Origin of the sequence: Rathayibacter sp. PhB152, assembly GCF_003751395.1 — a bacterium.
GTDB classification, from domain to species: domain Bacteria; phylum Actinomycetota; class Actinomycetes; order Actinomycetales; family Microbacteriaceae; genus Rathayibacter; species Rathayibacter festucae.
In genome coordinates, this window is sequence record NZ_RJUT01000003.1 from 592,871 (window position 1) to 607,176 (window position 14,306).

A 14,306-nucleotide genomic window follows, 5' to 3' on the forward strand; every position below is an offset into this window, starting at 1 on the left:
CTCAGTCCGCGACCAGCGACCGCAGCTCCCGCACTCCCGCGACCACATCGGCCCCGAATCGCCCCGCCTGCACCGCCGCGCGCAGCGGCAGCGTCCGATGCGGCCGCAGCAGTCGCCGTGCTGCCGTGCAGGGCAGCGCGTAGAGCGCGACGACGCCCGCGTCGATCCCGTCGAGTCCGCCGTCGTCGCGGCCGAAGACCAGCTCGCGTCCCTCGCGGGCCAGCTCCTCGGGCAGCGCCGCCTCGCCGACCGGCAGGCGCAGGGCGGCGAGCACGGCGGCGGCGACGATCCGGCGGCGCAGCGGCCGGCCGATCCTGTCCGCCGCGAGCTCGCCGAAGAAGTCCGCGTGCCGCTCGAGGATCGCGGCGACGGTCTCGGCGAGGCGCTCCATCTCGGGGTGCAGCGACAACCGCGCCAGGCGGCGGTAGGCGTGCAGCGCGATCTGCGCGTCGACCGCCAGCGCGAGGGCGATGGGCCCCGCGAGCAGCCGGGACGAGCGGTCGCGCAGCACCCGGCTCCGGACCACGGGCTCGGCCGGTCCGGTCTCGACGCCGCGGATTCGCGGCGAGGCCGCCAGCACCTCGCCGAGCGCATCGGCGATCCGGTGCCGCTCGGCGGCCCAGGTCGTCGCGAACGACCGCACCCGCGGATCGGGGTGCGCCCGCGCGAGCGGCAGCACCCGCACGACGGCCGCGTGCTCGAGAGCACGGAGGTAGGCGGACGCGACGATCGCCTCGCGATCCAGCGGCGCCTCCTCGAACTCGCGGATCGAGAAGTGGTCGTGGAGGCTGCCGTGCGCGCTGCGCCGATAGCTCTCCACGTCGAACGGTTCCGCGATGCCCATGCTCCACCCGCCTTCGCCTCGACCGTACCGCCATCCCGGGCCCGGAACCTGAACGGCGGAAGGTCCGCCGCTGCCAGACTGGAGCCCGCGCGCCGCCCGGCCGCGGGACGGGGCGGAGATGGGGTCTCGCGGGTCCGCGGTCGCCGCGATCCTCCTCGCCGCGGTCTGCTTCGGCACCACCGGCACGGCGCAGTCGCTCGGCGCGGAGGGCGTCGATCCGCTGCTGCTCGGCGCCGCCCGGATCGTGCTCGGCGGGGCGCTGCTGGCCGCCCTGCTCGGCGTCGAGACGGCGCGCGCTCCCCGCCGCGCCGCCCGGAGGCCGCGCGTCTCGACGGTGCTGCTCGTGCTCCTCGGTGCGGCCGGCGTCGCCGCCTACCAGCCCGCCTTCTTCACCGGCACCGCCGAGAACGGCGTCGCGGTCGGCACGATCGTCGCGCTCGGCTCCGCCCCCGCCTTCACCGGACTGCTCGAGTGGCTCGTCCTGCGCACCGCCCCGAGCCCGCGCTGGTTCGTCTCGACGGCGCTCGCGGCGGTCGGCGTCGTGCTGCTCGCCGGCCTGCTCACCGGTGGCGCCGCGGGCGGAGTCTCCGTGCCGGGTCTGGCCGGCTCGGCCGGAGCGGGCGCCGCCTACGCGCTCTACGCCGTCTGCGGCAAGCTGCTGCTCGAGCGCGGCTTCAGCCCGGCAGCCGCGATGGGCGCCCAGTTCGGCACCGCCGCGCTGCTCGCGCTGCCGATCCTCCTGGCGGGCGACCCCGGGCGCCTCGCCGGGTCCCTTCCCGCCGTGCTCTGGCTCGGCGTGGTGACCGTCGCGGTCGCCTACACCTTCTTCGCCCGCGGCCTCCGCCTCCTGCCCGCCGCCACGGTCTCGACGCTCACCCTCGTCGAGCCCGCCACCGCGACCCTCCTCGGCGTCGCCCTGCTCGGCGAGCGGCTGACGCCCGACGCGGTCGTAGGCATCGCCGTCCTGGTGCTCGCCGTGCTGCTCCTGGCTCTGCCCGCGCGCCGGGGGAGTGCGCGCCGCAGGAGGCCCGAGGTCGTCGCGCCTGAGGCGCCGTCGAGCCTCGCGGAGTAGCCTCTGCCCTGCCGCGGCGCCCGAGCGCCTCACCGATCGACGACGAGGGGGCGGATGAGATGACCAACCCCTGGCTCGCCCTGCCCGGCAGCGGTCGCCGCCGCCCGCTGGTCGAGGCCTCCTGGGAGCGGGCGCGCCGCCACCGCCTCGATCCCGAGCGCCTCACCGCGCCGCTGTCCTTCTCGAGCGACGAGCTGCGCGACTACCGGATGGGCCACCCGCTCGCCTCGGTGCTGCCCGTCATCCGGCGCCTCCTGGTCCGCGACGCCGACGAGGACAGCGGCGTGCTCGTCGCGGTCGGCGACGCGCTGGGGCGGCTGCTCTGGATCGACGGCGACCAGGCGCTGAAGAGCTCCGCCGAGCGGATGCTCTTCGTCGAGGGCGCCGCCTGGGCCGAGCCCGACGTCGGCACCTCCGCCCCCGGCACCGCCCTCGTCCTCGACCACGGCGTGCAGATCCACGGCGCCGAGCACTTCGCCTCGCTCGTCCACCCGTGGAGCTGCACGGCGGTGCCGATCCACGACCCCGAGACCCACGAGATCCTCGGCGTGATCGACATCACCGGCGGCGCCGAGGTCGTCGCCCCGCAGACTCTCCCGCTGATGGAGGCGACCGCGGCGGCCGTCGAGAGCCAGCTGATGGTGCAGCGGCTGCAGCGCCCCCGCCGCGCGCAGCCCCGCCGCTCGCCACCCCGGCCCGCGGCGGCCCGCGCGCCGAGCCTGCGCGTCCTCGGCCGCGAGACCGGCGTCGTCACCGCCGACGGCGTCGAGCTCGAGCTCTCCACCCGGCACGCCGAGATCCTCACCCTCCTCGCCTGGCACCGCGCGGGACTGTCCGCCGAGGCGCTCGCCCAGCTGCTCTACGGGCGGGAGGACGCGGTGGTCACCGTGCGCGCCGAGATGGTGCGCCTGCGCCGGATCCTCGAGCCGCGCCTCCCGCGGCTGGTGCCGCTCTCGCGCCCGTACCGCCTCGCCAGCCCGGTCGACCTCGACGCGCGCCAGGTGGTCGGCCTGCTCGACCGCGGCGCGCACCGGCTCGCCCTCGACGCCTATGCGGGCGCCCCGCTGCCCGGCTCCGAGGCCCCGGGTGTCCGCGCGATCGCCGACGAGCTGCGCGCCCGGGTGCGCGCCACGGTGCTCACCAGCGCCGCCGCCGAGACGCTGCTCGCCTACGCGCACGGGCCGGACGGCCACGACGACGCGGAGGTCTGGGCCGAGCTGCTGCGGATCCTGCCGCGCCGCTCGCCCCGCCGCGCCGGCATCGTCGCGCACCTCGAGGAGCTCGAGGCCGAGCAGCGCTGACCCGCACCCGGCCGCCGCCTCCGGCGCCGCGCGGCCGTGCAACGGCGTGCAACCTCCCGCGACGTACGGTCGGATCGAGCGCGACACCCCGCACTCACCCGACAACGACGTCGATGGAGGTCCACATGACGCTGTACGCCGACCCGGTAGCCGACCAGGCACCGAAGGAACCGGAGTCCACGGTCTACGCCAACCCGGGCACGGAGGGATCCGTCGCCTCGTTCCGCTCGCGCTACGACCACTTCATCGGAGGCGAGTACGTCGCCCCCGCGAAGGGCCAGTACTTCGAGAACATCACCCCGATCACCGGCAAGCCGTTCTGCGAGATCGCCCGCGGCACCGCCGAGGACATCGACCGCGCGGTCGAGGCCGGCTGGAAGGCGTTCCCGAGCTGGGGCAAGACCAGCCCCGCCGAGCGCTCCAACGTGCTGCTGCGCATCGCCGACCGGATGGAGGCGAACCTCGAGCTGCTCGCGGTCGCCGAGACCTGGGAGAACGGCAAGCCGGTGCGCGAGACCCTCGCCGCCGACATCCCCCTCGCGATCGACCACTTCCGCTACTTCGCCGGCGCCCTGCGCGCCCAGGAGGGCGGCGTCTCCGAGATCGACCACGACACCATCGCGTACCACTTCCACGAGCCGCTCGGCGTGGTCGGCCAGATCATCCCCTGGAACTTCCCCATCCTGATGGCGGTCTGGAAGCTCGCCCCCGCGCTCGCCGCCGGCAACTGCATCGTCCTCAAGCCGGCCGAGCAGACCCCCGCCTCGATCCACGTCCTGATGGACCTGATCCACGACCTGCTGCCCGCCGGCGTGCTCAACATCGTCAACGGCTTCGGCATCGAGGCCGGCGCCCCGCTCGCCTCGCACCCGCGGATCCGCAAGATCGCCTTCACCGGCGAGACGACCACCGGCCGCCTGATCATGCAGTACGCGAGCGAGAACCTCATCCCGGTCACGCTCGAGCTCGGCGGCAAGAGCCCCAACGTGTTCTTCGCCGACGTGGCCGCCGAGCGCGACTCCTTCTACGAGAAGGCGCTCGAGGGCTTCTCGTTCTTCGCCCTCAACCAGGGCGAGGTCTGCACCTGCCCCTCCCGCGCTCTCGTGCAGAAGTCCATCTACGACGACTTCGTCGGCGACGGACTCGAGCGCGTCGGCCGGATCAAGCAGGGCAACCCGCTCGACGTCTCGACGATGATCGGCGCCCAGGCCTCCAACGACCAGCTGGAGAAGATCCTCTCCTACATGGACATCGGCAAGCAGGAGGGCGCGAAGCTGCTCATCGGCGGCGACCGCGCCGACCTGGGCGGCGAGCTCAGCGGCGGCTACTACGTCAACCCGACGGTGTTCGAAGGGCGCAACTCCATGCGCATCTTCCAGGAGGAGATCTTCGGCCCCGTCCTCGCCCTCACCTCGTTCGAGGACTTCGACGACGGCATCGCCATCGCCAACGACACCCTCTACGGCCTCGGTGCCGGAGTCTGGAGCCGCAACGGCGCCCAGCTCTACCGCGCCGGCCGCGCCATCGAGGCCGGCCGCGTCTGGTCGAACACCTACCACCAGTACCCGGCGCACGCAGCGTTCGGCGGCTACAAGCAGTCCGGCATCGGCCGCGAGAACCACAAGATGATGCTCGACCACTACCAGCAGACGAAGAACCTCCTCGTCAGCTACGCGGAAGGGCCGATGGGCTTTTTTTGAGCCGCTGTGCGGCGATTCCTCGCTCCGCTCGTCATCACCGCCGCGGTCGGCTTTCCGAGGTGGTCGCGCTGAGTGGAGCGGGGAGCGTCGCGCTACGCGAATCCGCTGGCACGCGCCGTGCTCTCCTGCGGCGATTCCTCGCTCCGCTCGTCATCACCGCCGCGGTCGGCTGACCGAGGTGGTTGCGCTGAGTGGAGCGGGGAGCGTCGCGCTACGCGAATCCGCTGGCACGCGGATTCGCGCTCCGCGCTCTCCCTTGCCGGACATGCTGGTCGAGTAGCCCGCGGAGCGGGCGTATCGAGACCCACGTCCTCCCGCAGTTGCGGCAGCACGCACCCCTCGCTCCGCCTCGCACTCCACGCGGACATGCTGGTCGAGTAGCCCGCGCAGCGGGCGTATCGAGACCCACCCGCAGACACACACACACCCGAGAGGACACCGCCCATGGACAGCACGCGCGTCGACGTGACCGAGACGGCAGCCGGCATGCTGCGGAGGATGAGCGAGCTGCACGGCCCGCTGATGTTCCACCAGTCCGGCGGCTGCTGCGACGGCAGCTCGCCGATGTGCTTCCCGGTCGGGATGTTCCGCACGGGGGCGTCCGACGTGCTCGTCGAGACGCTGCACGTCGACGGCCTCGAGCCGATCGAGTTCTACATGTCGCGAACCCAGTTCGAGTACTGGAAGCACACCCACCTCACCGTCGACCTGGTCGACGGGCGGGGGAGCGGCTTCAGCGTCGAGGCGCCCGAGGGCAAGCGCTTCATGATCCGCAGCCGCCTCCTCACCGACGCCGAGCTGGTCGAGTTCGGCCTCCTGCCGGCCGCCGCCGTCCAGCTCTGACCCCCTCGGTCGCAGGGAATCGCCCGCCTCGGGAATATACCCCCCGGGGGTATGTTGAACCACGGTGACCGACACCGAGGGAGCACCGATGACCGACGCCGCGCACGACCACAGCAGCCACTCCGCCTCCGCCGCAACGTCCTGGCGGACCGCCGCCACGGCGACTCTGCACTGCCTCACCGGCTGCGCCATCGGCGAGGTCCTCGGCATGGTGCTCGGCACCGCGCTCGGGCTGCACAACCTCGGCACCGTCCTGCTCTCCATCGTGCTCGCCTTCGCCTTCGGCTACGCCCTGACGATGCGCGGCGTGCTCCGCGCGGGGGTCTCCTGGCGCGCCGCCGTCGGCATCGCCCTCGCGGCCGACACCGTCTCGATCGCCATGATGGAGGTCATCGACAACACGGCGATGCTGGCGATCCCCGGCGCGATGGACGCGGGACTCGCGACCGGCCTCTTCTGGGGCTCCCTCGCCGGCTCGCTCGCCCTGGCCTTCGTGGTCACCACCCCGGTCAACCGCTGGCTGATCGGCCGCGGCAGGGGCCACGCGGTCGTGCACCGCTTCCACCACTGAGAGCCGCACCGCCGCCGGGACGCCGCTCCGGCGCCCCGGCGGCGGTGCGGCTCCGACCTCGAGCCGCACCGCCACCGGCCTCACGCCCCGCAGCCGCCGATCGTCAGCACCGGCTGCTCGTTCAGCGTGATGTCCACCACGGTCCCCTGGTCGGCGGCGATCCGGAACCAGAGGGTCCGCCCGGAGCCGTCGCTCAGCGCGTAGAGGTCGTCACCGGCGACCGGATCCGCCGGGGTGATCCCCGGGTAGGCCGCCAGGAGCTCCTGCTCGGTCGAGCCGATCCCGATCCCCTCCGCCGTGCGCGGGAACGCGGCGGCTGCCCGCGTCGCGTCGACCCCGTAGCCGAAGACGTTCAGGAGGGTGACCCTGCCCGGCTCGTCGGAGACCGCCATGATCCAGGCCTGGGGGTTCTCCGCGGAACCCCGCCGATCGGAGCGGCACTCCTCGATCCCGAAGTCGTACGGCACGAGAGCGGTCGTGTCGAGGGCGGCGGAGGCGGACTCGCTGCTCCCGCCGAACGCGATCGGCCCGATGCCGTCGAACCCGATCATCCAGGCGGACAGGTCGGCGGTCGCCGCGGTCTCCGTCGGCACGGGGGTCGGCGCCGGAACGGGCGCGGCGGTGGCGGTGGCCGTGGGCGTCGCGGTCGGTGTCGGTGTCGGGACGGGCTCCGGCGTCGCCGTCTCGACGGGCGCCGGCTCCGGAGGGTCGAACGCGCCGGTCAGGGCGACCGCCACCCCGCCGCCGGAGAGCAGCACGGCCGCCGTCACGAGGCCGACGAGGAAGGAGGCGCGGTGGCGCAGCGGCCGCCGAGCCCGGTCGGCACGGGCGTTCTCGACGATCATGCGACGGAAGGCGCGGTCGCGCTCCGGATCGATCACGGGCTTGTCGTTCATCGTGCACCTCCATCGGTGGCTGCGTCGGCGGTGAGATCGGAGATCAGCCCTGCGAGCTTCCCCTTGGCCCGGGAGAGCCGGGACTTGACCGTTCCCTCGGGGACGCCGAGCACCGCGGCGGCGTCGGCGACGGGCATCTCGGCGATGACGCACAGCGACAGCACGTCCTGGTCGCGGAGGCCGAGAGCTCCGAACGCCAGGCGGATCGCCTCGCGTCGCGGCTCGTCGTCGATCCGCCGGTCGGAGTCGCCGGAGAAGTCGTCCTGGTGCTCCGGCTCGGGCAGGCGCCCGAGAGCCAGCCGGTGCCGGCGTGCCGACCGTCCGGCGTTCCGGGCGACGTTGTTCGTCGTGGCGAGCAGCCAGGGGAGCGGCGACCCGTCGACGAGCCGGACGGACGCCCGGCGGCGCCAGGCCTCCAGGAAGACGAGCGCCGTCACGTCCTCGGCGTCGTGCAGGGCGCGGGTGTGGCGGAGCGCGTGCCAGAACACGCGCTGCCGGAAGGCGTCGTAGAGGCGGCCGAAGTCGTCGGGGTCACCCGAGAGCGCGGTCGCCCACGACACTCCGGCTTCTCGAGGCGGTGAGGAAGCGGTCATGCTCAGAGATGTCCGATCGGGCGGAACGGTTCCCTCCGTCGCGACGGCGTGTCGCGGGTCCGCTCCTCGTCGAGGTGGTGGCGGCCGGTGGGTCTCAGCCGGTGGGCGGCGCGGCGGCGGGCGCGGGCGAGGCGGGCGGGAGCGAGGCGTCCGGGGGCGGAGTGCCGGTGCTGAGGGTGACGCCGACGAGGGAGCCCTTGTCGACCGTCGTGCCGGCCGCGGGAACGGTGCCGGCCACCGCCCCCTGCGGCTGGGTCGAGTCCACCTGCGTGATCGACCCGACCGTGAAGCCGGCGTCGGTGAGCGTCCGGGTCGCGCTGTCGCTGCTGCGGCCCGAGAGATCGGGCACGACGACTTGCGGCGCTGCGATCATCGCCGGATCGGCGGCGGCGAAGTCCGACCCGCCGTAGAGCGAGTCGATCTCGGTCATCAGCGGCTTCCAGATCCGGTGGCGCGCGCTCGGCGCCCAGCCGCTCGCGAAGTCGATCGACTCCAGGTTCACCCGCGAGCCGCTGTCCTGCGCCTTGATGCTGCCCACCCAGACGGCGAGCGAGACGGAGCTCGAGGCGCCGAGCGCCCAGGTGTCGGCGGAGTTGTCCGAGGTCCCGGTCTTGGTGATGTGCTGGACGCCGTCCTTCGGGTCGGCCTGCGTGCCGGTGCCCTCCGCGGTCACCCTGAGCATCGCGTACTGCATCGCCCGGGCGACCGACGACGAGACCGCCCGCGTGCACTCCGACTCGCTCGGCGGGATCGAGACGCCGTCCGGACCGGTGATCTCGGTGATCACGACGGGGGTGCAGCGCGTCCCGTCGTCCGCGATCGCCGCGTAGGCGACGGCCATCGTCATCGGCGCGACCTCGTTCGTGCCGATGACCGACGCGGCCGACTGGCTCAGCTCACCGCCGTCCGCCCGGTGGATGCCGAACGACTCGGCGGTCGTGCGGATCCTGCAGAGGTCGAGCAGGTGCGACATGCCGGTGTAGCCCGTGTTCAAGGACCAGATCGTCGAGTTCAGCGCGGTCTGCGTGTCGGAATAGCCGCCGTCGCCGGCGTTCTTCGGGTTGTAGGAGGCGTAGTCCTGCCTCCCCTCGCAGCTGTCCGTGAAGCCGGTCCAGTTCTTCCGCTTCGAGTCGAACTGCTCGAGCAGCGTGTGCCCGGACCTCAGCCACTCCGCGAGGGTGAAGACCTTGTAGCCGGAACCGGGCTGGAAGCCGTTGCCACCGCCCATGTCCGCGTCGACGTTCAGGTTGATCGCCGAGTACTCCGGCCCGCTCGCGATGACGTCCGGGTCCTGGCTGTAGCGCTTGTTCTGCACCATCGTCAGCACCTTCCCCGTCCCCGTCTGCACCGCGACGGCGGTCGCGCCGACGTCGAAGCGCGGGTCCGAGGCGGGGATCTGCGCGTCCATCAGCGCCTGCGCGGTCTCCTGCAGCCCGAGGTCGATCGTGGTGTAGACCTTGAGCCCGCCGCGCTTGAGCGCCGCGTAGCGCTCGTCGGCGGTGTCGCCGAGGGCGGGGTCGTCGCGCAGCACGTGCGAGACGTAGTCGCAGAAGTACGCGGCGCTGCCCGCGGTCTGGCAGCCGGTCGACGGGGGAGTGATGACAGGCTCGATCGGCGCCGCCTGCGCGGCGTCACGGGTCGCGGCGTCGATCTTCCCGTACTCGAGCATCCGGTCGAGGATGTAGTCGCGCCGGCTCGTGGTCAGCGCGTAGCCGTTCGCCTCGCCGTTGTCGGGATCGTCCGGGCGGTCGAAGCGGAACTTCTCCGGGTTGTTGACGATCGCCAGCAGCGCGGCGGACTGCCCGACCGAGAGGTCGGCGGCGTGGACGCCGTAGTAGTACTCGGCCGCGGCCTCGATGCCGTAGACGGTGCCGCCGAAGAGCGCGATGTTGAGGTAGCCGAGGAGGATCTCGTCCTTCGAGTACTCCTTCTCCACCCCGATCGCGAGCCGCATCTCCTTGAGCTTGCGCTCGGGCGTCGTCGCGGTCGCCTCGGTGTAGGCCGCCTCCCGCTCGCTCTCGTCGCTGATCGACTCGGCCTTCTGCACGAGGACGTTCTTGACGTACTGCTGCGTGATCGAGGAGCCGCCCTGCGGCGCCGCGTCGAGGAGGTAGGTGCTGGCCACGGCGCGCAGGGTGCCCTGCAGGTCGATGCCGCCGTGCTCGTAGTAGCGCGGGTCCTCGCTCGAGACCAGGGCGTCGAAGACCGGCGCCGCGATCTGGTCGGCGGTGACCTCGATGCGGTTCTGGTCGTAGAAGGAGGCGAGGAGCGTCGGGTCGTCGGGGTCGCCCGCGTAGACGTCCGTCTTCTGCATCAGCTCGCCGACCTCGAGGTAGCTCGGCAGCGACTGGAACGCCGAGATCGTGCTCGAGGTGGCGGCCCCGGTGAGCGCGAAGGCCGGCGCCACGACGACGGTCGCGAGCAGCCCGGCCAGCACGCTGACGATCACGAATCCGAACAGCGCGCCGAGAGCCCCGTGGACGGTGCGACGGGGCTGGAAGACGGGGACGTTCGGACGCTTCAGGATGGATCCTCTCGGTGCACCAGCACCCTAGGCGACGCTCCCGACATCCCCGCCCAGGCGCGCCCGGACTCCTCCTGCGCGGCGCGGAACACGCCCGACCACGGGGGTCGGCCGCTGACACCGGCTCGATGGACGACCGCATGCCCGCGCCGGCCGCGAGGACGTCGTTCCCGGCGCGAGAGGCGGCAGGCGGGGTGCCCGCCGTCAGATGCGGCTGACCGGTGCCGTCATTCGGAGGCGGTGGTGAGCAGGGTGCCGTTGACGTCGGAGATGTCGCTGGGGTTCTTCGGCGCCTTGCCGGTGCTCACCTGCAGGGGGATGACGGCTCCCCGCAGGACGGTCTCGTCCGCGCTGGGAGTCGTCGAGACGACGGACCCCTCCGGGATCCTCGCGGAGTCGACGGGCTCGGTGACGCCGACGGAGAAGCCGGCGGCGGTGAGCGTGGCGGTGGCCGCGGCGACCGTGAGCCCGGTCACGTCCGGCACCTCGGTCAGCGTCGCAGACCGCGGCGAGGACGCGAGCATCGAGGCGGGCGGGTCGATGAAGTCGTCGCCGCCGTACTTCTGATCGAGCGCCGTCATGATCGGCTTCCAGATCGCGTGGCGCGCGTCCGCGGCCCTGATCGTGCCCTTCTCGCCGGTGAGCCTGGTCGTGCGGAGGTTCTGCTTGGATCCGTCGTCGAAGCCCTTGATGCTGCCGACCCAGACGGCGAGCGACGCGGCACGGCTGGCGCCGGCGGTCCAGACGTCCGCCGCCTCGTCGGTCGTGCCCGTCTTGCCGATGTGCTCGATGCCGTCGCGCGGATCCGAGGCGGTGGCGGTACCGGAGGTGATGACGCGCTGCATCGCGTACTGCATGCCCCGCGCCACCTCGGGGGTGACGGACTGCGTGCAGGACGAGGTGGGCGGCGCGACGGCCGCACCGGTGCTGTCCGTGATCCGGTCGATGACGATCGCGGCGCAGGTCGACCCGTCGTTGGCGATGCCGGCGTAGGCGTTGGCCACGGTCAGCGGAGCGATCTCGTTCGTGCCGAGGACCGACGCGGCTCCGTTCTCCAGTTCGTTGCCGTTGGCGCGGTGGATCCCGAAGGACTCTGCTGTCGTGCGGATGTCGCAGAGGTCGAGCTGGTTGGCCATGCCCATGAAGCCGGTGTTGATCGAGTTCGCCGTGGCCTGGACGGCGGTCATCGACGAGGCGTCCTCGGAGGCGACGTCGTTCCGCGGAGCGAATCGCTCGGTGAACAGCCCGTCGTTCGCGACGTTGCACTTCTGCGGATAAGCGCGGAACCCCGAGGTCGGCGAGGGGAAGGACTCGTTCAGCGTGTGCCCCGCCTGCAGCCACTGCGCGAGGGTGAAGACCTTGTAGGTCGAACCGGTCTGCACGCCGGCGGTGCCGCCCATCGCGACGTCGACGTTGAGGTTGATCGCGCTGAAGCCGGGGTTCGCGGCGAGGAACTCCTCGTCCTGGCTGTACTTCGTGTTCTGCACCATCGACAGCACGCGGCCGGTGCCGGCCTGGATCGAGGCGGCGGTGGCACCGACCTGGAAGCGGGAGTCGTAGGACGGGATGTAGGCGTTGATCGCGGCCTGCGAGACCTGCTGGATGTCGAGGTCGAGGGTGGTGACGATGTCGAAGCCGCCCTGGCGGATCCGCTGGTAGCGCTCGTCGTCGTCGGCGCCGAACGCCTCGTCGTTGCGCAGGACGTTGAGCACGTACTCGCAGAAGTACGCCGCGTCGCCGGCGGTGGCGCAGCCGGTGGAGGGCTCCGTGATGTTCGGCGTGATCGGCTCGGCGATCGCCGCGTCGTAGACCTCCTGGCTGATCTTCGAGTACTTCAGCTCCTCGGTGAGGATGTAGTCGCGGCGCTCCTTGGTCGCGGCGTACCCGTTCGCGGCGCCGTTGGCCTCGTCCGTCGGGTCGTCGAAGCGGAACTTCGACGGGTTGTTGACGATCGCCAGCAGCGACGCGGCCTGCGAGGTCGAGAGCTGGCTGGCGGGGATGCCGTAGTAGTAGTTGGCCGCGGCCTCGATGCCGTAGACCGTGCCGCCGAAGAGCGCGATGTTGAGGTAGCCGAGCAGGATGTCGTCCTTCGACGTCTCCTTCTCGAGGCCGATCGCGAGGCGCATCTCCTTGAGCTTGCGCTCGGGCGTCGGGTCGGTCGCGAGCTTGTAGGCGGCGTCGCGCTCGGCCTCGTCGGTGATCGACTCGGCCTTCTGCACGAGCACGTTCTTGACGTACTGCTGCGTGATGGAGGAGCCGCCCTGCAGGTCGTCGCCGGTCAGCGTGACCGCGAGCGCGCGGAGCGTGCCCTGCAGGTCGATGCCGCCGTGCTCGTAGAAGCGCGGGTCCTCACCGGCGACCGCGGCGTCCTTCGCGGTCTGGGCGACCTCGTCCCAGCCGACCTCGACGCGGTTCTGGTTGTAGACGGAGGCGAGGAGCGTCGTGCCGTCGCCCGCGTAGATGTTGGTCCGCTGCATCAGCTGGCCGGCGTCGAGGTAGCCGGGCAGGTTCTGGAACATCCCGATCGTGTTGCTCGTCGCGAGGCCCGTCAGCGCGAGCGCCGGAGTGACGCCGACGGTGATCAGGACCCCCGCCACGGCGCTCATCCCGATGAAGCCCAGCACTGCCCGCAACGACATCCCCAGCGGTCGAGCGGAGCTGCGGGATGCGGTGGGGAGAGCCATGGAGCGGGAGGTCCTTCCGGCGCGGTGATGCCGCGCGAATGCAGGGTGGCGGGTCGTCGCGCCGGTCGTGCGATCCCCCTCGGTCATGGTACGCGACGCGCCCGGGAGGAGGGGGTCCTCCGAGAGGACGAGATGCACCTGTGACGAGCCGTCCGCGACCCCGACGGGGACGGCCGGGCGGAGGTGGGAATCCGGCGCGCATGACCGACGGAAGACGCCTCCGGGCACGCCGCTTCCGTATCGTGGAGGGTGCGTCCCCGCGAGGGGAGCGTCGGCATCACCGCACCACCAGTCGTCCCGGGGCCCCGGGGCGGTCGGCCCCGGCAGAAAGCACACACCATGGCACGCATCCACGACGACGTGACGCAGCTCGTCGGCAGGACCCCGCTCGTCCGCATCAACCGCCTCGACGGAGCGGACAGTGCCGTCGTCCTGGCCAAGCTCGAGTTCTACAACCCCGCGAACAGCGTGAAGGACCGCATCGGCGTCGCGATCGTCGACGCCGCCGAGGCGTCGGGGGAGCTGCCGCCCGGCGGCACCATCGTCGAGGGCACGAGCGGCAACACCGGCATCGCGCTGGCCATGGTCGGCGCTGCCCGCGGCTACAAGGTGATCCTGACGATGCCCGAGACGATGTCGACCGAGCGCCGGGTCCTGCTGCGCGCCTACGGCGCCGAGATCGTGCTGACCCCCGGCTCCGAGGGCATGCGCGGCGCGGTCGAGCGGGCGCAGGCGATCGTCGCCGAGACGCCCGGCGCCGTGCTCGCCCGCCAGTTCGAGAACGCCGCCAACCCCGAGGTGCACCGCCGCACCACCGCCGAGGAGATCTGGGCGGACACCGACGGCGAGGTCGACGTCTTCGTCGCCGGCATCGGCACGGGCGGCACCATCACCGGCGTCGGCCAGGTCCTCAAGGAGCGCAAGCCCGGCGTGCAGATCATCGGCGTCGAGCCGATCGACTCGCCGCTCCTCACGCAGGGCACGGCCGGTCCGCACAAGATCCAGGGGATCGGCGCGAACTTCGTGCCCGCCAACCTCGATCGCGACGTCTACGACGAGATCATCGACGTCACCCTCGACGACTCGGTGCGCGTGGCACGCGAGATGGCCGCGCAGGAGGGCATCCTCGGCGGCATCTCCTCCGGCTCGATCATGTGGGCGGCGCTCGAGGTCGCGAAGCGCCCCGAGAACACGGGGAAGACCATCGTCGCCATCGTCTGCGACTTCGGCGAGCGGTACATCTCGACCGTCCTCTACGAGGACCTCCGCAGCTGAGCG

At 72.2% G+C, this 14,306-nt stretch carries 11 protein-coding genes; 6 read left to right on the forward strand and 5 right to left on the reverse strand.

Annotation, left to right across the window (positions count from 1 at the left end; translation table 11 throughout):
* Position 1: 1 nt before the first annotated feature.
* Positions 2-844, reverse strand: a complete 843-nt coding sequence (locus tag EDF36_RS09615) for a ferritin-like domain-containing protein (RefSeq protein ID WP_123732810.1) — start codon at positions 842-844, stop codon at positions 2-4.
* 118 nt (positions 845-962) lie between these two features.
* Here EDF36_RS09615 and EDF36_RS09620 point away from each other — a divergent pair, with 118 nt between their 5' ends.
* The 5 genes from EDF36_RS09620 (at position 963) to EDF36_RS09640 (ending at position 6,331) form a co-directional block, all read left to right on the forward strand.
* Entirely contained in the window at positions 963-1,916 is a 954-nt protein-coding gene (locus EDF36_RS09620) for a DMT family transporter (protein WP_123732811.1), read from the forward strand.
* 59 nt (positions 1,917-1,975) lie between these two features.
* Positions 1,976-3,217, forward strand: a complete 1,242-nt coding sequence (locus tag EDF36_RS09625; protein WP_244250499.1) for a helix-turn-helix domain-containing protein — start codon at positions 1,976-1,978, stop codon at positions 3,215-3,217.
* 125 nt (positions 3,218-3,342) lie between these two features.
* On the forward strand, positions 3,343-4,917 hold the full coding sequence (locus EDF36_RS09630) for an aldehyde dehydrogenase family protein (protein ID WP_123447035.1): 1,575 nt from the start codon (positions 3,343-3,345) through the stop codon (positions 4,915-4,917).
* Between the two features lie 444 nt (positions 4,918-5,361).
* A complete protein-coding gene (locus tag EDF36_RS09635; protein ID WP_123732813.1) occupies positions 5,362-5,760 on the forward strand; it encodes a DUF779 domain-containing protein in 399 nt (132 codons plus the stop codon).
* A 64-nt stretch (positions 5,761-5,824) separates the two neighbouring features.
* Positions 5,825-6,331 (forward strand): DUF4396 domain-containing protein, encoded by a 507-nt coding sequence (locus EDF36_RS09640; protein ID WP_260300649.1) that lies wholly within the window; start codon positions 5,825-5,827, stop codon positions 6,329-6,331.
* Positions 6,332-6,411: 80 nt separating this feature from the next.
* On the opposite strand, the gene EDF36_RS09645 is transcribed toward EDF36_RS09640, so the two are convergent.
* The 4 genes from EDF36_RS09645 to EDF36_RS09660 form a co-directional block, all read right to left on the reverse strand.
* Positions 6,412-7,227 carry a hypothetical protein gene (locus EDF36_RS09645; RefSeq protein WP_123732814.1) on the reverse strand — a complete coding sequence of 272 codons (816 nt, stop codon included), beginning with the start codon at positions 7,225-7,227 and terminating at the stop codon, positions 6,412-6,414.
* Positions 7,224-7,787, reverse strand: a complete 564-nt coding sequence (locus EDF36_RS09650; RefSeq protein WP_243732833.1) for an RNA polymerase sigma factor — start codon at positions 7,785-7,787, stop codon at positions 7,224-7,226. Before EDF36_RS09650 ends, EDF36_RS09645 begins: the two co-directional genes overlap by 4 nt.
* Positions 7,788-7,914: 127 nt before the next feature.
* Complete coding sequence (locus EDF36_RS09655) at positions 7,915-10,269, reverse strand: penicillin-binding protein (protein ID WP_123732815.1); 2,355 nt, start codon at positions 10,267-10,269, stop codon at positions 7,915-7,917.
* Positions 10,270-10,571: 302 nt separating this feature from the next.
* Entirely contained in the window at positions 10,572-12,983 is a 2,412-nt protein-coding gene (locus EDF36_RS09660; protein ID WP_208645123.1) for a transglycosylase domain-containing protein, read from the reverse strand.
* Positions 12,984-13,367: 384 nt separating this feature from the next.
* On the opposite strand from EDF36_RS09660, the gene cysK reads away from it, so the two are divergent.
* Complete coding sequence (cysK, locus tag EDF36_RS09665) at positions 13,368-14,303, forward strand: cysteine synthase A (protein ID WP_123732816.1); 936 nt, start codon at positions 13,368-13,370, stop codon at positions 14,301-14,303.
* The last annotated feature ends 3 nt before the right edge of the window (positions 14,304-14,306 follow it).